A 23,529-nucleotide genomic window follows, 5' to 3' on the forward strand; every position below is an offset into this window, starting at 1 on the left:
GCATCAGCTCCCCGGGACGGAACCGGGTGCGCCGGTGCCGTGGCCCTCGACACCGGCGGCGCGGGCCAGTTCGAGATCGAGGGCCTCGCGGCGGATGCGCTGGTCGATGTAGAGGAGCACGGTGACGCCCGCGCTGATGGGGAGCGTGAGCGCGGTGCCGATCAGCGCGCCGATCCCGCTGATGATCAGGGCCGTCCAGCCGACGTGTCCGCCGCTCGTGCCGAGCACGTTGTCCACGCTCTGGCCGCTCACGGCGGCTCCGATGGCGGTGAAGGGGATGGTGATGATCGCCGAGACGATGCCCGTGATGAGGAGGGTGAGCAGCATGATGCCGAAGATGCGCCACCAGGAGCCGCGCACGAGCTTCGCCGAGCGCTTCAGGGACTTGACGATGCCCTGCCGCTCCAGCATCAGGGCGGGTACGGCCAGGTAGAAGCGGATCCACAGCCATACCGTGACGCCGCAGGCTGCGAGGATGCCCAGGGAGAACAGTGCCGATCCGGTGTTGTCGCTGCCACCGGCGAGCAGGGCGAGCAGGCCGGGCAGTGCACCGGCCAGCACCACGCCGGCGAAGATCAGGCCCAGCAGGATGAGCAGACCGAACAGCTTCAGGATCTGCGGCCGGGCTTCGCGCCAGCTCTCGCGCGTGGTGACCGTCCTGCCGAGGACCGCCCGGCTGGTGATGGTGGTGAGCAGGGCGGTCGCGACGATGATGGCGACCGTGCGGATCACCGAGACGACGCCGGCGCCGATCATGGTGTCGCGCAGGGCGTGGAGCGCTTGGGAGGGGGTTGCGTTGGGGTCGCCGAACGTGTTCTGGACGGCGACGTCGTTCAGGACGAAGCCCTGCAGCAGGACCATGCTGACGTCCATGATCAGCGCGACGACCAGCGAGATGCCGAGCACCGTGCGCCAGTGGGCGCGCATGGTGGAGACGGCGCCGTCGAGGATCTCGCCGACGCCGAGGGGGCGCAGCGGAATGACACCGGGCTTGGCCGCCGGCGGGGGACCGCCCCAGCCGCTGCCCCAGGCTCCGTAGCCGCCGGGGGTGCCGTGTCCGCCGTAGCCGGCGCGCGGTCCTCCGTGGCCACCGGGCGGGCCCGCGTAGCCGCGCCCGTGTCCGCCGGGGCCCGCGGCGCCGGGCTGCCGCCCGCCCCAGCCGGGGCCGGACGGCGGTGCCTCGTGCGAGTCCGGGGTACCGGTGGGGGCGGACCACTGCCCCGGTGGCGGCTGCTCCTTGGACCACTTCGGGCCTGGCCCCTGCGGGTCCGAGCCCGGCTGCGGCGCGGGCTCGGTCTCGCCGGGGCGGCCGGCAGGCTCGGCGGGGCCGGACGCGCCGGGTTCCCGCCCCTCGGACGACGGGGCGGATCCGGGCGAGGCCCAGCCCGGAGTGTCTGTCATCGATGCTCCTTCTCGGTGCCGGTCCGCTGTCGCGGCGGCAGGTTGGCAGCCATCGTGCCATGGGGTGGTCATCAAGGGACCTGCCGCGGTGGGCGCCTGACGCCTTCAATTGTCCGCCGGATCCGGGGCAGACTGACCGCATGGCTGATCAGCAGGCGCGAACCGATGGGGACAAGCGGCCGACCGGAATACCCGTTATCCGATGGGAGGAACCACCCGAAGGTCCTGTGCTGGTCCTTCTCGACCAGACGCGACTCCCGGCCGAAGAGGTCGAGCTGGTGTGCACGGACGCGTCGGCGCTGGTGGAGGCGATCCGTTCGCTCGCCGTGCGCGGGGCGCCGCTGCTGGGGATCGCGGGGGCGTACGGCGTCGCGCTCGCCGCCGCGCGGGGCTTCGAGGTGGCCGAGGCGGCGCAGGCGCTCGAGAGCGCCCGGCCCACCGCGGTGAACCTGTCCGTCGGCGTGCGCCGGGCCCGGACAGCGCACCAAGCGGCGCTGGCAAAGACCGGTGATCCCGCCGCGGCGGCCGCGGCGGCGCTGGCTGCCGCACGGACGCTGCATCGCGAGGATGCCGAGGCCAGTGCCCGGATGGCGGCTCACGGTCTGGCGCTTCTGGAGGAGCTGCAACCCGGCGGTGGACACCGGGTCCTCACGCACTGCAACAGCGGTTCGCTGGTGTCGGGCGGGGAGGGCACGGCCTTCGCGGTGGCCCTGCAGGCACACCGGGAGGGGCGGCTGCGGCGGCTGTGGGTGGACGAAACGCGCCCGTTGCTGCAAGGTGCTCGCCTGACGGCGTACGAAGCGGCCCGCAGCGGCATGGCGTACACCTTGCTCACCGACAACGCGGCCGGTTCCCTGTTCGCGGCGGGCGAGGTGGACGCGGTGCTGATCGGGGCGGACCGGATCGCGGCCGACGGTTCGGTGGCGAACAAGGTGGGGAGCTATCCGCTCGCTGTGCTGGCGCGGTACCACCATGTGCCGTTCATCGTGGTGGCGCCGGTGACGACGATCGATCTGGACACCCCCGACGGGGCGTCCATCGAGGTCGAGCAGCGCCCCGGCTTTGAGGTGACCGAGGTCACAGCACCCCAGGTGCCGGTGACGGGAGCAGGAGGCGGGATTCCGGTGGCACCCCTGGGGACCCAGGCGTACAACCCGGCGTTCGACGTGACGCCGCCCGAGCTGGTGACGGCCATCGTCACCGAGGAGGGGACCGTTTCACCCGTGACGGCTGAGGCTCTTGGGGCGCTGTGTGCCAGCTCACGCCAGGTAACGATTTAGCTAATGGGATGATGTCGTTTATGAAGGGACGAGTCCTTGTCGTCGACGACGACACCGCACTGGCCGAGATGCTCGGCATTGTGCTGCGTGGTGAAGGTTTTGAGCCGTCTTTCGTAGCCGACGGCGACAAGGCGCTGGCCGCTTTCCGGGAGACCAAGCCCGACCTGGTGCTCCTCGATCTGATGCTGCCCGGCCGGGACGGCATCGAGGTGTGCCGGCTGATCCGGGCGGAGTCCGGGGTGCCGATCGTGATGCTCACGGCCAAGAGCGACACCGTCGATGTCGTCGTGGGCCTGGAGTCGGGCGCCGACGACTACATCGTCAAGCCGTTCAAGCCCAAGGAGCTGGTCGCCCGGATCCGGGCGCGGCTGCGGCGGTCGGAGGAGCCGGCGCCGGAGCAGCTCACCATCGGTGACCTGGTCATCGACGTGGCGGGGCACTCGGTGAAGCGGGACGGGCAGTCGATCGCGCTGACCCCGCTGGAGTTCGACCTGCTGGTCGCCCTCGCGCGCAAGCCGTGGCAGGTGTTCACGCGTGAGGTGCTGCTCGAGCAGGTGTGGGGCTATCGGCACGCCGCCGACACGCGGCTCGTCAATGTGCACGTCCAGCGGCTGCGTTCCAAGGTCGAGAAGGACCCGGAGCGCCCGGAGATCGTGGTGACCGTCCGTGGTGTCGGTTACAAGGCCGGACCGAGCTGACATGTCCGGGGACAGCGCCGCTTCGGCCCCCGGCCGGTCCGGGGCCCGTCCGGGGCGGCCTGTCGGCCGGACCGCCGGTGCGCGGTTCAGGCGTCTTTTCGAGGGCGGGCTGCTGCAGGGCGGGGCCCAGGGCAGCCCGGTCCTCAGGTTGTTCCTGCGCTGGGTGCGCCGTCCGCTGCTGCCGGTGATGCGGCTGTGGCGGCGCAACATCCAGCTCAGGGTCGTCGCCACGACCCTGCTGATGTCGCTGGGTGTCGTGCTGCTGCTGGGCTTCGTCGTGATCGGGCAGGTGCGCAACGGCCTGCTGGACGCCAAGGTGAAGGCCTCGCAGAGCCAGGCCACCGGCGGCTTCGCGGTGGCCAAGCAGAAGGCGGACGAGGCGGCGAGCGGGGCCGCCACGGGTACGAACGCGACGGCCGGCACCGGTGACGGCACCTCGACAGCGGACGGACGGCAGTCGCAGAACGTCATCCAGTGGATGAGCGATCTCGTGGAGTCCCTGTCCAGCGGTGGCGCGGGCGCCTTCGACGTGGTGACGCTGCCCGTCGGCGACGACAGCGGCGGCGGACGCAGCCCGCGCGGTTCCGGGAACGTCAACCCGACCTCCAGCGTGCCCGCCGATCTGCGCGAGCGGGTCAACAGCGGGATGACGGCCGCCCAGAGCTACACCCGGATCGTCTACTCCAACGGCAAGGAGCCGCAGCCTGCGCTGGTCATCGGCAAGCAGGTCAACGACCCCAACGGGCGGCCGTACGAGCTGTACTACCTCTTCCCGCTCACGCAGGAGGAGAAGTCCCTGAGCCTGGTCAAGGGCACCTTGGCGACCGCCGGGCTGTTCGTCGTCGTCCTGCTCGGTGCCATCGCCTGGCTGGTGGTGCGCCAGGTCGTCACGCCGGTGCGGATGGCGGCCGGGATCGCGGAGCGGCTGTCCGCCGGGCGGCTGCAGGAGCGGATGAAGGTCACCGGCGAGGACGACATCGCACGCCTCGGTGAGGCCTTCAACAAGATGGCGCAGAACCTCCAGGTGAAGATCCAGCAGCTGGAGGACCTGTCGCGGATGCAGCGCCGGTTCGTGTCGGACGTCTCGCACGAGCTGCGCACCCCGCTGACGACCGTCCGGATGGCCGCCGACGTCATCCATGAGGCGCGCGAGGACTTCGACCCGGTGACCGCGCGGTCGGCGGAGCTGCTCGCCGACCAGCTGGACCGGTTCGAGTCGCTGCTCGCGGACCTGCTGGAGATCAGCCGTTTCGACGCGGGCGCGGCGGCACTGGAGGCCGAGCCGATAGACCTCAGGGAGGTCGTCCGGCGCGTGGTCAGCGGTGCCGAGCCGCTCGCCGAGCGCAAGGGCACGCACATACGCGTGATCGGCGACCAGCAGCCCGTCGTCGCGGAAGCGGACGCCCGCCGCGTGGAACGCGTGCTGCGCAACCTCGTGGTCAACGCCGTGGAGCACGGCGAGGGCAAGGACGTCATCGTCAAGCTGGCCTCGGCCGGCGGCGCGGTCGCCGTCGCGGTGCGCGACTACGGCGTAGGACTCAAGCCGGGCGAGGCGACACGCGTCTTCAGCCGCTTCTGGCGGGCGGACCCGGCACGCGCGCGTACCACCGGGGGAACGGGCCTCGGGCTGTCCATCGCTCTGGAGGACGCGCGGCTGCACGGCGGCTGGCTGCAGGCCTGGGGAGAGCCGGGCGGCGGCTCACAGTTCCGGCTGACGCTGCCGAGGACCGCAGACGAGCCGCTGCGCGGCTCGCCGATACCGCTGGAGCCCAAGGACTCGCGCCGCAACCGGGGCCTCGACGAGGCCGGTCTGCCCGGCGGGAGCGGGGAGAAACGGGCGACCGTTCCGGTTCAGCAGGGCGGCGCTCAGGTGCCCGCGCTGCCGCCGCGCGCGCCGATCGCGCCGCGGCTGTCCGGTGTCACCCCGGCCGCCGATCCGACCGCCCTGCCCGGCAACGGCAACGGCGCGCGCGTGGTGCCCCGGCCCACCGGTGGCGCGCGGCGCCCGGACGACGGGTCCGCCGCAGGCCCCGCGGCCGACGCGGGCGCGGCCCCGCAGCAGGATCCGGCCGCAGCGCAGGACTCGACCGAGCCAGGGGAGGCATTTCGTGGGCGCTGACCGCAAGGGGGGCGCCCGGCGGCGGCCCGGGCGCGCGGTGGCGTACGCCGCTTTCGGGGGCGTTCTGCTGACCGGGTGCGCCTCGATGCCCGACAGCGGGGATCTGCGGAACGTGGAGTCCACGCCGCGGCAGGACACCGGGGTGCGAGTGTTCGCCATGCCGCCCGCCGAGGGTGCCGGGCCGGCCGAGATCATGCAGGGCTTCCTGGAGGCGCTGACCAGTGACGACCCGGACTACGACACGGCCCGCAAGTACCTGACGGACGACGCCGCGCGCGCGTGGCGGCCGGAACGGTCGACGACGGTCCTCGCGAACGGGCCGAGCATCGAGCCCGACTGCCGCCCCAGCGGCAAGCCGGACCCGACCAGCAGCGTCACCTGCGTGCTGGCGGGCACCCGGGTCGCGAGCGTGGATTCGCAGCAGGCCTACCAGCCCGCCGGCGGTTCCTACAGCAAGAAGGTGCACCTCACGCGGAACCCCAAGACCGGTCAGTGGCGCATCGACGGGCCGCCCGACGGCGTCGTCATGGGCAAGTCGGACTTCCAGCGCAACTACACGTCCGTCGACAAGTACTACTTCGCGTCCGACATGACGGCCGGGGCGACGGGACAGCCGGTGGCGGTCGCCGACCCGGTGTTCGTGCGCAGCAAGGTGGACCCGATGACGCAGATGGTCCGCTCGCTGCTGAACGGCCCCAGCAGTTGGCTCGGCCCGGTCGTCAGGTCCAGTTTCCCGACCGGTACGGCCCTGCAGAAAGACGTGTCGGGGCTGGCGCCGGACGACCAGAACAAGCTCACGGTGCCGCTGAACCTCAAGGTGTCCCAGGTCGCGGCGACCAAGTGCACCGAGATGGCGACGCAGGTGCTGTTCACGCTGCGGAACCTGGCGCCGACGCTGGACTCGGTCGAACTGCAGGGCGTCGGCGGCCGCCGGCTGTGCGATCTGAGCGAGGAGCGCGCGGAGTCCGCTGCCTGGCACGGGTCGGCCAAGAGCCCCGAGTACCTGTACTTCCTGGACGGCAGGCACCGGTTGGTGCGGATGCCGACGGGGAGCACGGGCACGAGTGCCGTTCCGGTGCCCGGTCCGCTCGGTGAGGGCGACAAGGGGATGGAGTCGGTGGCGGTGTCGCGGGACGAGCACAGCGCGGCCGGGGTCGGCAATGCGGGCAAGTCGTTGTACGTGACCTCGCTGTCGTCGGGTGGTTCGCTCGGGAACGCGCTGCTGACCAGCACGGGTGCGACGTCGGCCGACCGGTTGACGACACCGAGCTGGGACGCCCGCGGCGATCTGTGGGTGGCCGACCGTGACCCGCACCGTTCACGGCTGTACGTCGTGGAACAGGGGAGCAGCAAACCGCAGGAGGTCGCGGTCCCGGAGCTGTCCGGCCAGATCAAGGATGCCCGGGTGGCGGCCGACGGGGTACGGATCGCGCTGGTCGTGGAGAAGGACGGCAAGCAGTCCCTGCTCATCGGCCGGATCCAGCGTGACGACGGGACCGGGCAGGGCATCTCCGTGGTCGAACTGCGCTCGGCCGCACCCGACTTGGAGCAGGTCAGCGCTCTGTCGTGGGCCGGGGACAGCAGGCTGCTCGCGGTCGGCAGGGAGCAGGGGGGCGTGCTGCAGATGCGGTACGTCCAGGTCGACGGCTCCACGCTCGACGGTCCGGCGCCTGGCGCCCTCACCGGCGTCAAGGCGATCGCCGCGTCGGAGGACGAGCGGGTGCCGCTGGTGGCCTACTCGGAGGACGACGGGATCGTACGGCTGCCCTCGGGCGCGCAGTGGCAGAAGGTGGACAAGGACGGAACGGCACCCGCCTACCCGGGCTGAGAGTCGCCTGTCCGGACCGAGCAGCCTTCGGGCGCCTCTCGCATACCTGCGTTCCCCCGTGTGGCTGTCGGGCGCAGCGCGGTCTCCGGGTTGTCCACAGGGGGCTTTCCACAGGGGTGGCGGGGGCGCTCCGGCGTTGGCACAGTGATGGGCATGCGGGGCTGGTGGCGGGACCTCAGCGACCTGGTGCTGCCGGCGGAGTGCGCAGGCTGCGGGGCGGCTCGTACGGCGCTGTGCCCGCGGTGCAGGGCCGCGCTGGGCGGACGCGCGGCGCGGCGGGTACGGCCGGTGCCGGAGCCGGCCGGGCTGCCGGTGGTCTACGCGGCGGCTCCCTATGCGCGGGAGGTGCGGGAGCTGCTGCTCGCGCACAAGGAGCGGGGCGCGCTGGCCCTCGCGGGAGTGCTGGGCGCGGCGCTGGCGGGGGCCGTGCGGGCGGGTCTCGGCCCGGGTGGTGCCGCTGCCGAAGACGCTGGTGGCGGGCCGGTCGGCGGCCGGGGCGACGGGAGCGTGGTACTCGTCCCTGTGCCCTCCGCGCGCTGGGCCGTGCGGGCGCGTGGGCATGATCCGGTACGGCGGATGACACTCGCGGCGACCCGGGAGCTGCGGCGCACCGGGACGCCGGCCCGGATGGCGGCCGTGCTGCGCCAGCGGCGGCCGGTCGCGGACCAGGCCGGGCTCGACGCCAGGCGGCGCCTGGAGAACGTCTCGGGCGCACTGGAGGTGGCGCCGGGCGGTGGCCGGCTGCTCGGCACAGGGCGGGTCGTGCTCGTCGACGACCTGATCACGACGGGTGCCAGCCTCGCGGAGGCCGCGCGGGCCCTTCGGGATGCGGCCCCGTCGCGTCGCGAAGTCGAGCGCGGAGTGAGAACGTCCGTGTATGCGGCCGTAACTCGGGAAGGAAGGGGAGAACGACGGAGCGGAACGCGGTCGGAGAGCGGGAAGTGGGTGCATGGTGCACCGGAAAAGACGACGGGGAACGTCCTTGGGTCCCTGCTCCGTGCGGCCGTGGTCGCGGCTCCCGGCGATTCTTTCGAAATGACCAGGAACTGACCATCCACCTGCATCGTTGCAGGTAGTGAGAGGGGAAATTCACCTGAACGGAGGTACGCCGCAGTAGAGGGTGACGACATCCGTCCAGGCGAGATATGTTCGGTTGTGAGGAAAGGCGCAGGCCACACCTCCCATATCCGAATGCCGTGGCGTGGGTTTTCCGCAATCACCCGCGCCGCTGGGGTGGAGATCTCGCCCATGGGGGAGGAGGAGGTGAAGTCACCGAGTCCGAGGTCCGGTGCTCACCGGACCGGGTGCAAAAGGGAGATGCTCCGCCGATCGAGCGGAGCGATCCGGGAACGGAGTTCTGCGTGGACATCGTCGTCAAGGGCCGCAAGACCGAGGTGCCCGAGCGGTTCCGCAAGCACGTGGCCGAGAAGCTGAAGCTGGAGAAGATCCAGAAGCTCGATGGCAAGGTGATCAGCCTCGACGTCGAGGTGTCCAAGGAGCCCAACCCCCGACAGGCCGACCGCTGTGACCGGGTGGAGATCACCCTCCGCTCCCGCGGTCCGGTGATCCGGGCGGAAGCGGCGGCCAGCGACCCGTACGCGGCACTCGACCTGGCGGCGGAGAAGCTGGACGCCCGGCTGCGCAAGCAGCACGACAAGCGATTCTCGCGGCGCGGCGCACGCCGCATCTCGGCGGCCGAGGTGCCCGATCACGTCCCTGGCGCGGCGACGCTGAACGGCAACGGCCTGCCCGTGCACGAGGAAGACACGGACGGAGTGCCGACGAAGAAGATCGGCTCGCTGGAGGTCAAGGGGGAAGGCCCCCTCGTCGTCCGCGAGAAGACCCACGTAGCCGCACCGATGAGCCTCGACCAGGCCCTCTACGAGATGGAACTGGTCGGCCACGACTTCTACTTGTTCGTCGACGCCGAGACGAAGCAGCCGAGTGTCGTCTACCGGCGCCACGCCTACGACTACGGCGTGATCCATCTCGACCCGGACCAGATGGTCGCTGAGGCGCAGCCCCGCGCGGCGGGGGGCACGCTCGGCGGCTGACCCACCCGGAAGAAGCGGAGCCGGTGCCCCTGGCCGCGCGTGTGCGCCCCCAGGGGCACCGGTGTGCGACCACTTCACGCCCCGCATGTCACCTCCGTGTCGCCCGGGCATGAAATCATGGCCGGACCGGCCCAACCGGTGGGCCGTTGCCTTGGGTTGGCGATGGCGCGGGAGAACAGGCCACAGCCTTCAGGGGGAGGAACGATGGCGGACACCTTCGGACCGATGCGGGACGAAGATGCCGACGACGGTGTCATCGGCAGGGACCCGGAACCGGGCTCCTCACGCGTGGAGCCGATCAGGGTCCTGGTGGTGGACGACCACGCCCTCTTCCGGCGCGGCCTGGAGATCGTGCTTGCGGCCGAGGAGGACATCCAGGTCGTCGGCGAGGCCGGCGACGGCGCCGAGGCCGTCGAGAAGGCCGCCGACCTGCTGCCCGACATCGTGCTGATGGACGTCCGCATGCCCAAGCGGGGCGGGATCGAGGCCTGCACCTCCATCAAGGAGGTCGCCCCCAGCGCCAAGATCATCATGCTGACGATCAGCGACGAGGAGGCCGACCTCTACGACGCGATCAAGGCGGGGGCGACCGGATATCTCCTCAAGGAGATCTCGACCGACGAGGTGGCCACCGCGATCCGCGCGGTGGCCGACGGGCAGTCGCAGATCAGCCCGTCCATGGCGTCCAAACTCCTGACCGAGTTCAAGTCGATGATCCAGCGCACCGACGAGCGTCGGCTGGTGCCCGCGCCCCGGCTGACCGATCGGGAACTGGAAGTCCTCAAGCTCGTCGCCACCGGCATGAACAACAGGGACATCGCCAAGGAGCTGTTCATCTCCGAGAACACCGTGAAGAACCACGTCCGCAACATCCTGGAGAAGCTCCAGCTGCACTCCAGGATGGAAGCCGTGGTCTATGCGATGCGGGAGAAGATCCTCGAGATCCGGTAGCGGTTCTTCGAGGTCAGGCGAGGATGCGCGCGAGTTCCCTTTCCAGGGGCTCACGCCATTCGGGTGCGTCCACACGCTCGACACGGACGTCCGTGCAGTTCACCCAGCCGGCCGCCTCGATCAGGGCCTGGGCGACCGCCGGGACGGCCTTCGCGCCGTCCAGGGTGACCTGCTTGGCCACCAGCGTGCGGCCCTCGCGGGCCGGGTCCACCCGCCCGACCAGCCGCCCGCCCGCCAGCACCGGCATCGCGAAATAGCCGTACACCCGCTTCGGCTTGGGGACGTACGCCTCCAGGCGGTGAGTGAAGCCGAAGATCCGCTCGGTGCGCGCCCGCTCCCAGATCAGCGAGTCGAACGGCGACAGCAGCGTGGTCCGGTGCCGGCCCCGCGGCTCCGTCGCCAGGGCCACGGGGTCGGCCCAGGCGGGCTTGCCCCAGCCCTCCACCTCGACCGGCACCAGACCCGAGTCGGCGATCACCGCGTCGACCTGCTCGCCCTTGAGGCGGTGGTAGTCGGCGATGTCCGCGCGCGTGCCCACGCCCAGGGACTCACCGGCCAGCCGGACCAGACGGCGCAGGCACTCGGTGTCGTCCAGCTCGTCGTGCAGCAGCGCGTCCGGGATCGCGCGCTCGGCGAGGTCGTACACCCGCTTCCAGCCGCGCCGCTCGACGCACACCACCTCGCCGTACATCAGCGCGCGCTCCACGGCGACCTTGGTGCCCGACCAGTCCCACCACTCGTTCGTCTTCTTCGCGCCGCCCAGCTCCGTGGAGGTCAGCGGGCCTTCCGCGCGCAACTGCTTGATCACCTGGTCGTACGCGCCCTCGGGCAGCTCGTGGTTCCAGTGCGGGCGGTGCCGGTAGGCGCGGCGGCGGAAGGCGAAGTGCGGCCACTCCTCGACCGGGAGGAGACACGCCGCGTGCGACCAGTACTCGAAGGCGTGCGTGTCGTTCCAGTAGGCCGCCTCGACCGATTTGCGGCCGACCGCGCCGAGCCGGGCGTAGGGCACCAGTTCATGGGAGCGGGCGAGGACCGAGATCGTGTCGAGCTGGATCGCGCCGAGGTGGCGCAGCACGCCCCTGACACCGGCCCGCCGGTCGGGCGCGCCGAGGAAGCCCTGGGCCCGCAGGGCGATGCGGCGGGCGTCGTCCGCGGTGAGGATGGTGGTCGGGCGCGGCGGGGTCGTCATGGTCCGGACCCTAGAGGGTGCCACTGACAATCCGTCCTGAGCTGGGCGTTCGCCCGGTGGCGGTCAGCTGCGGGCGGGCAGGTACGGTGCGGTGGACGGCAGGCCCAGGTCCGAGGGGAGCAGGGAGCCGACCCAGCAGTCCCGGCGAACGCCTTTGTTGTTCACCGCGGAGCGCAAGGTGCCCTCGACGGTGAAGCCCGCGCGTTCGGCCACCGCGCGGGAGGCGTGGTTGCCGACCTCGGCGCGCCACTCGACCCGGTCGACGCCGACCTCGGTGAAGATCCACCGGCAGGCGGTGAGCGTGGCCTCGGTGACGTAGCCGCACCCGCGGTGCTGCGCGGACGCCCAGAAGCCGACCTCCGCCACGCCGAGCGAACGCATGGTCAGACCGAGCATCCCGGCGAGTTCCCCGCCCGGCAGGAAGACGCCGAACGTGAACATCGAACCCTGTGCCCAGCCGTCGGGGACCAGCTGCTCGGTGAAGCCGCTCGCGTGCTCGGGCAGGTAGGGCGACGGGACGGTCGTCCAGCGCTGGATGCCGGGGTCCTGGACGGCCTCGTACACCGCCTGGGTGTCCTTCGGGCCGACGGCGCGAAGGACCAGGCGGTCCGTGGTGAGTGTGACGGGTTCCATCGGCCGATTGTGCTCGGCGGCCCGCGCGCGGGCCATCGTTTTTCGCAATGCGTGACCGCGTGATCACATTTCGCGCAATTCCTCGCGCCGATGCGGCACTATCGCCCTGCCCCGTCCGTTGTCCAGGTTGAGGCAAGCCGTCGGGCCGCCAGGCCTCCCGGCCCAGCCGGGTCCTCGCATACGATGGCCGTTGCTCAGTACGTCAAATGGAAACCGACCGTCCCAGGCCCGACCGGCAAGGAGACAAACCCCCGTGTCCGTCCTCTCGAAGATCATGCGTGCAGGCGAAGGCAAGATCCTGCGCAAGCTGCACCGCATCGCGGACCAGGTCAACTCCATCGAAGAGGACTTCGTGAACCTCTCCGACGCCGAGCTGCGGGCCCTCACCGATGAGTACAAGCAGCGGTACGCCGACGGTGAGAGCCTGGACGACCTGCTCCCCGAGGCGTTCGCCACCGTCCGCGAGGCTGCCAAGCGCGTGCTCGGCCAGCGGCACTACGACGTGCAGCTGATGGGCGGCGCCGCCCTCCACCTCGGCTACGTGGCCGAGATGAAGACCGGCGAGGGCAAGACCCTCGTCGGCACCCTGCCCGCGTATCTGAACGCCCTGTCCGGTGACGGCGTCCACATCGTCACCGTGAACGACTACCTGGCCGAGCGCGACTCCGAGATGATGGGTCGCGTCCACAAGTTCCTGGGCCTGAACGTCGGCTGCATCCTCGCCAGCATGACCCCGGCCCAGCGCCGTGAGCAGTACGCGTGCGACATCACCTACGGCACGAACAACGAATTCGGCTTCGACTACCTGCGCGACAACATGGCGTGGTCCCAGGACGAGCTGGTCCAGCGCGGCCACAACTTCGCGATCGTGGACGAGGTCGACTCCATCCTGGTCGACGAGGCCCGTACGCCGCTGATCATCTCCGGCCCCGCCGACCAGGCCACGAAGTGGTACGGCGACTTCGCCAAGCTGGTCCTGCGCCTGAAGAAGGGCGAGGCCGGCAACCCGCTCAAGGGCATCGAGGAGACCGGCGACTACGACGTCGACGAGAAGAAGCGCACGGTCGCGATCCACGAGGGCGGGGTCAGCAAGGTCGAGGACTGGCTGGGCATCGACAACCTCTACGAGTCGGTGAACACACCGCTGGTGGGCTACCTGAACAACGCCATCAAGGCCAAGGAACTCTTCAAGCGCGACAAGGACTACGTCGTCATCGACGGCGAGGTCATGATCGTCGACGAGCACACCGGCCGTATCCTCGCCGGCCGCCGCTACAACGAGGGCATGCACCAGGCGATCGAGGCGAAGGAAGGGGTGGACATCAAGGACGAGAACCAGACGCTCGCCACGATCACCCTGCAGAACTTCTTCCGCCTGTACGGCAAGCTCTCCGGCATGACCGGTACGGCGATGACCGAGGCCGCCGAGTTCCACCAGATCTACAAGCTCGGCGTGGTCCCGATCCCGACCAACAAGCCAATGATCCGCAAGGACCAGTCGGACCTGATCTACCGCACCGAGGTCGCCAAGTTCGAGGCGGTCGTCGACGACATCGCCGAGAAGCACGAGAAGGGCCAGCCGATCCTCGTCGGCACGACGTCCGTCGAGAAGTCGGAGTACCTCTCGCAGCAGCTCTCCAAGCGCGGCATCCAGCACGAGGTGCTCAACGCCAAGCAGCACGAGCGCGAGGCGTCGATCGTCGCGCAGGCCGGCCGCAAGGGCGCGGTGACCGTGGCCACCAACATGGCCGGCCGTGGTACGGACATCAAGCTCGGTGGCAACCCCGAGGACCTCGCAGAGGCGGAGCTGCGCCAGCGCGGCCTCGACCCCGAGGAGCACATCGAGGAGTGGGCGCAGGCGCTGCCCGCCGCCCTGGAGAAGGCCGAACAGGCGGTCAAGGCCGAGAAGGAGGAGGTCGAGAACCTCGGCGGGCTGTACGTGCTGGGCACCGAGCGGCACGAGTCGCGCCGTATCGACAACCAGCTGCGCGGTCGTTCCGGCCGCCAGGGCGACCCCGGCGAGTCCCGCTTCTACCTCTCCCTGGGCGACGACCTGATGCGGCTGTTCAAGGCCGCGATGGTCGAGCGCGTGATGTCGATGGCCAACGTGCCGGACGACGTGCCGATCGAGAACAAGATGGTCACGCGCGCGATCGCGTCCGCGCAGTCGCAGGTCGAGCAGCAGAACTTCGAGACCCGTAAGAACGTCCTGAAGTACGACGAGGTGCTCAACCGGCAGCGTGAGGTCATCTACGGCGAGCGCCGCCGCGTCCTGGAGGGCGAGGACCTGCACGAGCAGGTGCAGCACTTCATGGACGACACGATCGACGCGTACGTCGGCGCGGAGACCGCCGAGGGCTTCCCCGAGGACTGGGACCTGGACCGGCTGTGGGGCGCCTTCCGGCAGCTGTACCCGGTGAAGGTCGACATCGATGAGCTGGAGGAGGCCGCCGGTGACCGGGCCGGTCTGACCGCCGAGTTCATCTCCGAGTCCATCAAGGAAGACATCCACGAGCAGTACGAGGCCCGTGAGGCGCAGCTCGGCTCCGAGATCATGCGGGAGCTGGAGCGCCGGGTCGTGCTGTCGGTCCTCGACCGCAAGTGGCGCGAGCACCTCTACGAGATGGACTACCTCCAGGAGGGCATCGGCCTGCGCGCGATGGCCCAGAAGGACCCGCTGGTCGAGTACCAGCGCGAGGGCTTCGACATGTTCACCGCGATGATGGAGGGCATCAAGGAGGAGTCCGTCGGCTATCTGTTCAACCTGGAGGTCCAGGTCGAGCAGCAGGTCGAGGAGGTCCCGGTCGAGGCCGCCGAGCCGGTCCTCGAGGGCGCCCAGGACACGGTGCCGGCGCAGGCGGGTGCGCGGCCGGAGATCCGGGCGAAGGGACTCGATGTCCCGCAGCGGCGGGATCTGCACTTCTCCGCGCCGACGGTGGACGGTGAGGGCGGCATCCTCGAGCGTGACCTGGAGGACGACGAGCCGGTGCGCTCCGAGTCGGACGGGCTGACCCGGGCCGAGCGGCGCCGGCAGGCCAAGGGCGGACGGCGCCGCAAGAAGTAACGGCGGTCTGCGGCACCTCAGCCGTTGAGGAGGGCCGGGTTCCTTCGGGGACCCGGCCCTTTCGCGTCACACGGCCGGTCGGGGGTGGGACGCGGCCTCCACCGCCGTGCAGCGCCAGCGCAGGTCCTGGCCGAGTTCCAGGCGGAAGGCCAGGGCCCGGAGCTGGTCACCGGCGGAGATGCGCGCGAAGACCTCCAGGGCGCCCTCGCAGGGGACGTAGTAGCCGATGTCGCGGACGACAGGGCGGGAGCCACGGGTGCGCAGAGGCCTGCGCTCGGCGAGCCGGGCCAGATCGTCGTAGGCACGTCCGGCGGTGTGGCGGAGCATCCAGTGGACGGGGCGCTGACCGCTCAGGACGGCCAGGAGACGGTCGGCGAAGAGATCCGTGGGGCGCAGTGGGGACTTGGCCGCTTCCGGGGCCGTGCGGGCCGTGTGCGGCGGGCCGGCGGCCGTGGCGGCCCTCGGCAGTGTGTCGCGGGTGTTCCCGGCCGGGGGCTTGCGGGGCGGGGCGCCTCCCGGGCGGCGGGTGTCGTGGCGGGTCGGCGGGCGGTGGCGCGGGCGGGGCTGGGCGGTACGGCTCATGACCTTGTTCATGCGGTCCCCGTTCGGCGGGCCTGGTCGATACCGGGCGGTAACTTGCTGGTGGGGATCTTGTACGGGGGCGGGGAGCCTGGCGGCAAGGGCGGCGCCACGCGCCGGGGAGGGGCGGGAAAGTTCGCTCATCCGGGGGACTCGGGGGTCCTGGAAGCCCGGGATCGAGCGGGTGCACCGGGTGAATGCGGGGCCTGGTGTCGACGGCTTCGGGGACGCGGGCAGGGACTCGAAAGGGGACGGGCGCACGTATCCTGAAGGCCCTCGAGGCTTTGATCAGGAAAGAGCGGCAGCATGCGCGTCTACGTCCCCCTGACCCTCACCGCTCTCGCCGAGGCGCACAAGACGGGTGAGCTGGGGAGCGGCCCCTTCGTCGCGTATGCCGTCACGCCCGCGCTGCGCGAGTGGTACCTCTCCGAGGACATCGAGGAGCTGGAGTACGCCGCGCTCAGCCGGGCCGGGCTGGCCTCGCTGCGGCTGCTGGCGGGCGATCCGGGTGCGCTGCGACGCCGGGTCGTGGTCGCCGTGGACGTGCCCGACGGTGCCGCGAGCGTCGATCCGGACCGTGGGCTGGACCCGTCCGCGCTGGGCGAGGTGACCGTGACGAAGAGCGTGCCGCTCGCGAAGGCGGCCGCGGTGCATGTCGACGCCGATGAGGCGGAGCAGGACGTGGCCGCGGCGGCGGACGCGCTCGCGGCAGCCGACGGCGGGGACGACGACGCGCAGTTCGTCGTGGACGGGGCGGACGACCACGAGCTGCTGTGGTACGCCACGCAGGAGATCCCGAACCTGGTCGGGCCCGCCTGACGCCTGACGCCCGAGCGGATTGTCAGTGGCGGCGGGTACGGTTTTCGGCATGGGGATGCACGTAAGCGCGCACATCGTCTGGGACTGGAACGGCACGCTGTTCCACGACAATGACGCGATCATCGGGGCGACGAACGCGGCCTTCGCCGAGCTGGGGCTCGCGCCGATCACACTGGAGCAGTACCGGTCGCTGTACTGCGTTCCGGTGCCGAAGTTCTACGAGAGGCTGCTCGGCCGGCTGCCGACCGAGGCCGAGTGGGAGCTGATGGACGTGGTGTTCCATCGGCACTACGCGGAGCACCGGGGGCGGTGCGGGCTGACCGAGGGGGCGGCGGAGCTGCTCGTGGGGTGGCGGACCGCGGGGCACAGCCAGTCGCTGCTGAGCATGTACGGGCACGAGGAGCTGGTGCCCCTCGTGCGGGGCTTCGGCATAGAGGCGCACTTCCTGCGGGTCGACGGGCGGACGGGGCCGTCCGGGGGCAGCAAGGCCGAGCACATGGTGCGGCATCTGGCGGCGCTCGTGGACGTGGAGCCGGCACGGACCGTGGTGATCGGGGACGCGGCGGACGACGCGGTGGCCGCGCGCCGGGCGGGGGCCCGGGCCGTGCTGTACACCGGGGGGTCGCACAGCCGGGCCAGCCTGGAGGAAACGGGGGCGCCGGTGGTGGACACGCTGGCCGACGCGGTGCGGGAAGCGCACCGAATAGCCGCTTAGCCGCGGGGCAGGGCCTCCCCTGCGGCGCGACCGCCCGCGGCCGTGCCGTCAGGTCGCCGGTGCCGCAGCCCTCAGCACCTTCAGGAATTCGCGCATCCAGGACGGGTGGTCCGGCCAGGCCCGGGAGGAGACCAGGGTGCCGTCGACCACGGCTTCGCTGTCCTGGAAGCCCGCTCCGGCCGCCTGCATGTCCGGTTCGAGGGCGGGGTACGCCGTGACCCGCCGGCCGCGCAGGGTGTCGATCGCCGCGGTGAGCAAAGGACCGTGGCAGATCTGGGCGACGGGCTTGTCGGCGTCGAAGAAGGCCTTGAGGATCTTGCGGAGTTCGGGATCGTTGCGCAGGTACTCGGGGGCCCGGCCGCCGGGGATGACGACGGCCGCGTACGCGCCGGGGTCGACGTCGGCGAAGGCCAGGTCGGCGGGCCAGGTGTAGCCGGGCTTCTCGGTGTACGTGTCGTAGCCGGGCTCGAAGTCGTGGACGACGAAGCGTAGGGTCTTGCGGGAAGGGGCCGCGATGTGGACCTCGTAGCCTTCCTCGAGCAGCCGCTGGTACGGATAGAGGACTTCCAGGGACTCCGCTGCGTCGCCGGTGACGATCAGGATCTTCGTGGGCATGTCGGCTCCTCCGGGCAGGCAGGGTGTGCTCTCAGAGTGCGGTCGGGGATCTCGTGGCGCGACCTGCCACTGACACCTACCCGGCAGGCCCCCCGGCTACCCGGCGTAGCCCCACGCGGACCCGGCGCTCACACACCCGAGCCCCCGACCGCCGGACGCCGGAACCGGACCCCCACCGGATACGTCACGCACCCCCGCCGCGCTGCTGTGCAGAACGTCAAACTTCACCCCACTGTTTTGTACACATACGGCTCATGACGGGCCCCGGGTAGGGAGCGATAGCCTTGTGGCGTGATCAGCGCGATATCTCGCGGGGACGATCGTGTCCCTGCCCTGCGCCCGGGTTGCACGGAACACCTCCGTGGCCGGGCGGCGGTCGCTGGTCTTCGCGGGCGGGACGGGGCCGAAGGGGCTCCGGGGACGCCGAGGACGGTCCGGGACACGGCGATGCCGAGAGCAGCGTCACACCCGACGGGCGCGTCGAGAATGGCCGAATTCCCCCCGCTCATCTCACCTCGCGGCATAGCGTCTGAGCGGTCCGGAAACCCCGGGCTGTGGCGGCGAGCCGGAGGGAAAGAGACCGTACTTCCTTCTACGTCACGCAACGGCGCGCGACAGGAGCCAGAGGACAATGCAGACCAAGCTGGACGAAGCCAAGGCCGAGTTGCTCGAGAGGGCCGCCCGGGTAGCTGAGAACAGCCCGGTCGGGGGGCACCTACCGACCGGGACCGCGGGCAAGGGCTCCCCGGACACCCCGGACAGTGAGTCCGTGCTCGCGTTCCTCCAGCGCTACTACCTGCACACCGCCCCGGAAGACCTCGCCGACCGCGACCCGGTCGACGTCTTCGGTGCCGCGGTCTCGCACTACCGCCTCGCCGAGAACCGCCCGCAGGGCACGGCGAACGTCCGGGTCCACACCCCGACCGTGGAAGAGAACGGGTGGACCTGCAGCCACACCGTCGTGGAAGTCGTCACCGACGACATGCCCTTCCTCGTCGACTCCGTCACCAACGAGCTGACGCGGCAGGGACGCGGCATCCACGTCGTCATCCACCCGCAGTTCGTCGTCCGGCGCGATGTCGCCGGCAAGCTGATCGAGGTCCTGCCGACCCCGCCCAGCGGTGACGACCTCCCGCACGACGCGCACGTCGAGTCGTGGATCCACGTGGAGATCGACCGGGAGACCGACCGCGCCGATCTGAAGCAGATCTCCGCCGATCTGCTGCGCGTCCTGTCGGACGTCCGCGAGGCCGTCGAGGACTGGGAGAAGATGCGCGGCGCGGCGGCCCGGATCGCCGACGAGCTGCCGAGCGAGCCCGCCCCGGGCGACCTGGCCAAGGCCGAGGTCGAGGAGGCGCGCGAGCTGCTGCGCTGGCTGTCCGACGACCACTTCACCTTCCTCGGCTTCCGCGAGTACCAGCTGCGCGACGACGACACGCTCGCCGCCGTGCCCGGCACCGGCCTCGGCATCCTGCGCGCCGACCCGCAGCACGCCGAGGACGACCAGCACCCGGTCAGCCCCTCCTTCGAGCGGCTCCCGGCGGACGCCCGCGCCAAGGCCCGCGAGCACAAGCTGCTCGTGCTGACCAAGGCGAACAGCCGGGCCACCGTGCACCGGCCGTCGTACCTGGACTACATCGGCGTCAAGAAGTTCGACGCGGACGGGAACGTCGTCGGGGAGCGCCGCTTCCTCGGTCTCTTCTCCTCCGCCGCGTACACGGAATCGGTGCGCCGCGTCCCGGTCATCCGCCGCAAGGTCGACGAGGTGCTGCAGCGCGCCGGGTTCTCGCCCAACAGCCACGACGGCCGCGACCTGCTGCAGATCCTGGAGACCTACCCGCGCGACGAGCTGTTCCAGACGCCCGTCGCCGAACTGCAGTCCATCGCCACGAGCGTTCTGTACCTGCAGGAGCGCCGCCGGCTGCGGCTGTACCTGCGCCAGGACGAGTACGGGCGCTACTACTCGGCCCTCGTCTACCTCCCGCGCGACCGCTACACCACCGGCGTCCGGCTGCGGATCATCGACATCCTCAAGGAGGAGCTGGGCGGCGTCAGCGTCGACTTCACCGCCTGGAACACCGAGTCGATCCTGTCCCGGCTGCACTTCGTCGTCCGCGTCCCGCCGGGCACCGTACTGCCCGAGCTGTCTGACGCCGACAAGGACCGCATCGAGGCCCGCCTGGTCGAGGCCGCCCGCTCCTGGGCCGACGCGTTCGCCGAGGCGCTGACCGCCGAGTGCGGCGAGGAGCACGCGGCCGAGGTGCTGCGCCGCTACAGCCACGCCTTCCCCGAGGGCTACAAGGCCGACCACACCCCGCGCGCCGCGGTCGCCGACCTGGTCCACCTGGAGCAGCTCAGCGAGGACAAGACCTTCAGCCTGAGTCTGTACGAGCCGGTGGGCGCGGGCCCCGAGGAGCGCCGGTTCAAGATCTACCAGAAGGGCGGCTCGGTCTCCCTCTCGCATGTGCTGCCGGTGCTCAGCCGCCTCGGCGTCGAGGTCACCGACGAGCGGCCGTACGAGCTGCGCTGCTCGGACCGCACCACGGCCTGGATCTACGACTTCGGTCTGCGCGTGCCCAAGGCGGCGGGCGGCGGGGAGTACCTCGGCGACGACGCCCGCGAGCGCTTCCAGGAGGCGTTCGCCGCCGCCTGGACCGGCAAGGCCGAGAACGACGGCTTCAACGCGCTCGTGCTGAGCGCCGGGCTGTCCTGGCGCCAGGCGATGGTGCTGCGCGCCTACGCCAAGTACCTGCGGCAGGCCGGTTCGACCTTCTCGCAGGACTACATGGAGGACACCCTCCGCAACAACGTCCACACCACCCGCCTGCTCGTCTCGCTGTTCGAGGCGCGGATGTCCCCGGACCGGCAGAAGGCCGGCCTCGAGATCACCGACGCCCTGCTGGAGGAGCTGGACGCGGCCCTGGACCAGGTGGCCAGCCTGGACGAGGACCGCATCCTCAGGTCCTTCCTGACCGTCATCAAGGCGACCCTGCGCACGAACTTCTTCCAGGAGGCGGCCGACGGCGCGCCGCACGACTACGTCTCCATGAAGTTCGACCCGCAGGCCATCCCGGACCTGCCCGCGCCGCGCCCGGCGTACGAGATCTGGGTGTACTCGCCGCGCGTCGAGGGCGTGCACCTGCGCTTCGGCAAGGTCGCGCGCGGTGGCCTGCGCTGGTCCGACCGGCGTGAGGACTTCCGCACCGAGATCCTCGGCCTGGTCAAGGCGCAGATGGTGAAGAACACCGTCATCGTGCCGGTCGGCGCCAAGGGCGGCTTCGTCGCCAAGCAGCTGCCGGACCCGGGCGTGGACCGCGACGCCTGGCTGGCCGAGGGCATCGCCAGCTACAAGACGTTCATCTCGGCACTGCTCGACATCACCGACAACATGGTCGCCGGCGAGGTCGTGCCCCCGCAGGACGTGGTCCGCCACGACGGCGACGACACCTACCTGGTGGTCGCCGCCGACAAGGGCACCGCGACCTTCTCGGACATCGCCAACGGGGTCGCCGAGAAGTACAACTTCTGGCTCGGCGACGCCTTCGCCTCCGGCGGCAGCGCGGGCTACGACCACAAGGGCATGGGCATCACCGCGCGCGGCGCCTGGGAGTCCGTCAAGCGGCACTTCCGCGAGCTGGGCGTGGACACGCAGACCGAGGACTTCACGGTCGTCGGCATCGGTGACATGTCCGGTGACGTGTTCGGCAACGGCATGCTGCTCTCCGAGCACATCCGCCTGGTGGCCGCCTTCGACCACCGGCACATCTTCATCGACCCCACCCCGGACGCGGAGACGTCGTACGCCGAGCGCCGCCGCCTGTTCGAGCTGCCCCGCTCCTCCTGGGCGGACTACGACAAGGAGCTGCTGTCGGCGGGCGGCGGGATCTTCCCGCGCAGCGCCAAGTCGATCCCGGTCAACGCCCACATCCGCGAGGCCCTCGGTATCGAGGACAAGGTCACCAAGATGACCCCGGCCGACCTGATGAAGACGATCCTGCACGCGCCGGTGGACCTGCTGTGGAACGGCGGCATCGGCACGTACGTGAAGTCGTCGGCCGAGTCCAACGCCGACGCCGGCGACAAGGCCAACGACGCCATCCGGGTCGACGGCCGGGACCTGCGCGTCAAGGTCGTGGGCGAGGGCGGCAACCTGGGCCTGACCCAGCTCGGCCGCATCGAGTTCGCCCTGCACGGCGGCAAGATCAACACGGACGCGATCGACAACAGCGCCGGTGTGGACACCTCCGACCACGAGGTGAACATCAAGATCCTGCTCAACGGCCTGGTCGCGGACGGCGACATGACCGTCAAGCAGCGCAACAAGCTCCTCGCCGAGATGACCGACGAGGTCGGCGCACTGGTGCTGCGCAACAACTACGCGCAGAACACCGCCCTGGCCAACGCGCTGTTCCAGGCGGGCGCCATGCTCCACGCCCAGCAGCGGTTCCTGCGCCACCTGGTGCGCGAGGGGCATCTGGACCGGGCGCTGGAGTTCCTGCCGGCCGACCGGCAGATCCGCGAGCGCCTCTCCCAGGGCCTCGGCCTGACCAGTCCGGAGACGGCGGTCGTCCTGGCGTACACGAAGATCACGGTCGCCGAGGAGCTGCTGCAGACCTCGCTGCCGGACGACGCGTACCTGCGCGGCCTGCTGCACGCGTACTTCCCGACGGCGCTGCGCGAGCGCTTCGCCGACGCGATCGACAACCACCCGCTGCGCCGCGAGATCACCACGACCGTGCTGGTCAACGACACGGTCAACACGGGCGGTACGACGTATCTGCACCGGCTGCGCGAGGAGACCGGCGCCTCCCTGGAGGAGATCGTCCGGGCGCAGACCGCGGCCCGCGCGATCTTCTGCTCGGCCCCGGTGTGGGACGCGGTGGAGGCCCTGGACAACAAGGTCGACGCGGCCGTCCAGACCCGCATCCGGCTGCACTCGCGCCGGCTGGTCGAGCGTGGCACCCGCTGGCTGCTGAACAACCGGCCGCAGCCGCTGCAGCTCGCCGAGACGGTCGAGTTCTTCGCCGAGCGGGTCGAGCAGGTCTGGCAGGAGCTGCCGAAGCTGCTGCGCGGCCCGGACCTGGAGTGGTACCAGCACGTATACGACGAGCTGTCCGAGGCCGGCGTCCCGGACGAACTCGCCACCCGCGTGGCCGGTTTCTCCTCCGCCTTCCCGGCGCTCGACATCGTTTCGGTGGCCGACCGGATGGGCAAGGAGCCACTCGACGTCGCCGAGATCTACTACGACCTCGCCGACCGGCTGAACATCACGCAGCTGATGGACCGCATCAGCGATCTGCCCCGTAACGACCGCTGGCAGTCCATGGCCCGCGCCTCCATCCGCGAGGACCTGTACGCGGCGCACTCCGCGCTCACCGCGGACGTGTTCGCGGCCGGCAACGGCACCTCGAGGCCGGAGCAGCGGTTCAAGGCCTGGGAGCAGAAGAACTCCGCGATCCTGAGCCGGGCACGCACCACGCTGGAGGAGATCCGCAGCTCGGACTCCTTCGACCTCGCCAACCTGTCGGTGGCGATGCGCACGATGCGGACGCTGCTGCGCACGCACTCGTAGGCACCGTACGGT

The 23,529-nt window shown here is 70.8% G+C and carries 16 protein-coding genes; 11 read left to right on the plus strand and 5 right to left on the minus strand.

The annotated features are described in order from the left end of the window. Positions 1–3: 3 nt before the first annotated feature. On the minus strand, positions 4–1,401 hold the full coding sequence (locus A6P39_RS25280) for a proline-rich domain-containing protein (protein WP_067048026.1): 1,398 nt from the start codon (positions 1,399–1,401) through the stop codon (positions 4–6). A gap of 140 nt (positions 1,402–1,541) precedes the next feature. On the opposite strand from A6P39_RS25280, the gene mtnA reads away from it, so the two are divergent. From mtnA to A6P39_RS25315, 7 genes are all read left to right on the plus strand, one after another. Further along, positions 1,542–2,681, plus strand: coding sequence for an S-methyl-5-thioribose-1-phosphate isomerase (gene mtnA, locus A6P39_RS25285; RefSeq protein WP_067048029.1), 1,140 nt, complete (start codon positions 1,542–1,544; stop codon positions 2,679–2,681). 8 nt (positions 2,682–2,689) lie between these two features. Then, positions 2,690–3,379, plus strand: a complete 690-nt coding sequence (gene mtrA, locus A6P39_RS25290; protein ID WP_191870552.1) for a two-component system response regulator MtrA — start codon at positions 2,690–2,692, stop codon at positions 3,377–3,379. Position 3,380: 1 nt separating this feature from the next. Continuing rightward, positions 3,381–5,498: an MtrAB system histidine kinase MtrB gene (gene mtrB, locus A6P39_RS25295; protein ID WP_199840843.1), complete on the plus strand. Its 2,118-nt coding sequence runs from the start codon at positions 3,381–3,383 to the stop codon at positions 5,496–5,498. Further along, entirely contained in the window at positions 5,488–7,326 is a 1,839-nt protein-coding gene (locus A6P39_RS25300; protein ID WP_199840844.1) for an LpqB family beta-propeller domain-containing protein, read from the plus strand. The genes mtrB and A6P39_RS25300 overlap by 11 nt, the downstream gene beginning before the upstream one ends. Positions 7,327–7,479: 153 nt before the next feature. Next, entirely contained in the window at positions 7,480–8,376 is an 897-nt protein-coding gene (locus A6P39_RS25305) for a ComF family protein (RefSeq protein WP_067048437.1), read from the plus strand. A gap of 311 nt (positions 8,377–8,687) precedes the next feature. Continuing rightward, the gene (gene hpf, locus A6P39_RS25310) at positions 8,688–9,380 is read left to right on the plus strand and encodes a ribosome hibernation-promoting factor, HPF/YfiA family (protein ID WP_443052963.1); all 693 of its coding nucleotides are present in this window, start codon (positions 8,688–8,690) and stop codon (positions 9,378–9,380) included. Positions 9,381–9,584: 204 nt separating this feature from the next. Then, on the plus strand, positions 9,585–10,331 hold the full coding sequence (locus A6P39_RS25315; RefSeq protein WP_067048038.1) for a response regulator: 747 nt from the start codon (positions 9,585–9,587) through the stop codon (positions 10,329–10,331). Between the two features lie 13 nt (positions 10,332–10,344). On the opposite strand, the gene A6P39_RS25320 is transcribed toward A6P39_RS25315, so the two are convergent. Further along, a complete protein-coding gene (locus A6P39_RS25320) occupies positions 10,345–11,520 on the minus strand; it encodes a winged helix-turn-helix domain-containing protein (RefSeq protein WP_067048039.1) in 1,176 nt (391 codons plus the stop codon). Between the two features lie 63 nt (positions 11,521–11,583). Beyond that, positions 11,584–12,153 carry a GNAT family N-acetyltransferase gene (locus A6P39_RS25325; RefSeq protein WP_067048443.1) on the minus strand — a complete coding sequence of 190 codons (570 nt, stop codon included), beginning with the start codon at positions 12,151–12,153 and terminating at the stop codon, positions 11,584–11,586. A 253-nt stretch (positions 12,154–12,406) separates the two neighbouring features. Here A6P39_RS25325 and secA point away from each other — a divergent pair, with 253 nt between their 5' ends. Next, a complete protein-coding gene (secA, locus tag A6P39_RS25330) occupies positions 12,407–15,217 on the plus strand; it encodes a preprotein translocase subunit SecA (RefSeq protein WP_067048040.1) in 2,811 nt (936 codons plus the stop codon). A 66-nt stretch (positions 15,218–15,283) separates the two neighbouring features. Here the strand turns inward: secA and A6P39_RS25335 are convergent, their stop codons facing one another. Further along, positions 15,284–15,811, minus strand: a complete 528-nt coding sequence (locus A6P39_RS25335; RefSeq protein WP_067048041.1) for an Rv3235 family protein — start codon at positions 15,809–15,811, stop codon at positions 15,284–15,286. Between the two features lie 291 nt (positions 15,812–16,102). Here A6P39_RS25335 and A6P39_RS25340 point away from each other — a divergent pair, with 291 nt between their 5' ends. Together A6P39_RS25340 and A6P39_RS25345 are read left to right on the plus strand one after the other, a co-directional pair. Further along, the gene (locus A6P39_RS25340; RefSeq protein ID WP_067048043.1) at positions 16,103–16,615 is read left to right on the plus strand and encodes a DUF6912 family protein; all 513 of its coding nucleotides are present in this window, start codon (positions 16,103–16,105) and stop codon (positions 16,613–16,615) included. A 49-nt stretch (positions 16,616–16,664) separates the two neighbouring features. Then, positions 16,665–17,330 carry an HAD family hydrolase gene (locus A6P39_RS25345; protein ID WP_067048446.1) on the plus strand — a complete coding sequence of 222 codons (666 nt, stop codon included), beginning with the start codon at positions 16,665–16,667 and terminating at the stop codon, positions 17,328–17,330. Positions 17,331–17,378: 48 nt separating this feature from the next. Here A6P39_RS25345 and A6P39_RS25350 read toward each other — a convergent pair whose 3' ends face one another. Then, entirely contained in the window at positions 17,379–17,945 is a 567-nt protein-coding gene (locus A6P39_RS25350) for a DJ-1/PfpI family protein (protein ID WP_067048044.1), read from the minus strand. A gap of 631 nt (positions 17,946–18,576) precedes the next feature. Here A6P39_RS25350 and A6P39_RS25355 point away from each other — a divergent pair. After that, on the plus strand, positions 18,577–23,517 hold the full coding sequence (locus tag A6P39_RS25355; protein ID WP_067048047.1) for an NAD-glutamate dehydrogenase: 4,941 nt from the start codon (positions 18,577–18,579) through the stop codon (positions 23,515–23,517). The last annotated feature ends 12 nt before the right edge of the window (positions 23,518–23,529 follow it).

The sequence above is a fragment of the Streptomyces sp. FXJ1.172 genome (assembly GCF_001636945.3).
Lineage (GTDB): Bacteria > Actinomycetota > Actinomycetes > Streptomycetales > Streptomycetaceae > Streptomyces.

What these genes read in the sequence shown, in the direction of transcription:
- A6P39_RS25350 (WP_067048044.1), bottom strand. Translation starts at nt 17,945, where the DNA reads ATGCCCACGAAGATCCTGATCGTCACCGGCGACGCAGCGGAGTCCCTG.
- A6P39_RS25280 (WP_067048026.1), bottom strand. Translation starts at nt 1,401, where the DNA reads ATGACAGACACTCCGGGCTGGGCCTCGCCCGGATCCGCCCCGTCGTCC.
- A6P39_RS25355 (WP_067048047.1), top strand. Translation starts at nt 18,577, where the DNA reads ATGCAGACCAAGCTGGACGAAGCCAAGGCCGAGTTGCTCGAGAGGGCC.
- A6P39_RS25335 (WP_067048041.1), bottom strand. Translation starts at nt 15,811, where the DNA reads ATGAACAAGGTCATGAGCCGTACCGCCCAGCCCCGCCCGCGCCACCGC.
- mtrA (WP_191870552.1), top strand. Translation starts at nt 2,690, where the DNA reads ATGATGTCGTTTATGAAGGGACGAGTCCTTGTCGTCGACGACGACACC.
- mtnA (WP_067048029.1), top strand. Translation starts at nt 1,542, where the DNA reads ATGGCTGATCAGCAGGCGCGAACCGATGGGGACAAGCGGCCGACCGGA.
- A6P39_RS25345 (WP_067048446.1), top strand. Translation starts at nt 16,665, where the DNA reads ATGGGGATGCACGTAAGCGCGCACATCGTCTGGGACTGGAACGGCACG.
- mtrB (WP_199840843.1), top strand. Translation starts at nt 3,381, where the DNA reads ATGTCCGGGGACAGCGCCGCTTCGGCCCCCGGCCGGTCCGGGGCCCGT.
- A6P39_RS25305 (WP_067048437.1), top strand. Translation starts at nt 7,480, where the DNA reads ATGCGGGGCTGGTGGCGGGACCTCAGCGACCTGGTGCTGCCGGCGGAG.
- A6P39_RS25320 (WP_067048039.1), bottom strand. Translation starts at nt 11,520, where the DNA reads ATGACGACCCCGCCGCGCCCGACCACCATCCTCACCGCGGACGACGCC.
- A6P39_RS25315 (WP_067048038.1), top strand. Translation starts at nt 9,585, where the DNA reads ATGGCGGACACCTTCGGACCGATGCGGGACGAAGATGCCGACGACGGT.
- A6P39_RS25340 (WP_067048043.1), top strand. Translation starts at nt 16,103, where the DNA reads ATGCGCGTCTACGTCCCCCTGACCCTCACCGCTCTCGCCGAGGCGCAC.
- A6P39_RS25325 (WP_067048443.1), bottom strand. Translation starts at nt 12,153, where the DNA reads ATGGAACCCGTCACACTCACCACGGACCGCCTGGTCCTTCGCGCCGTC.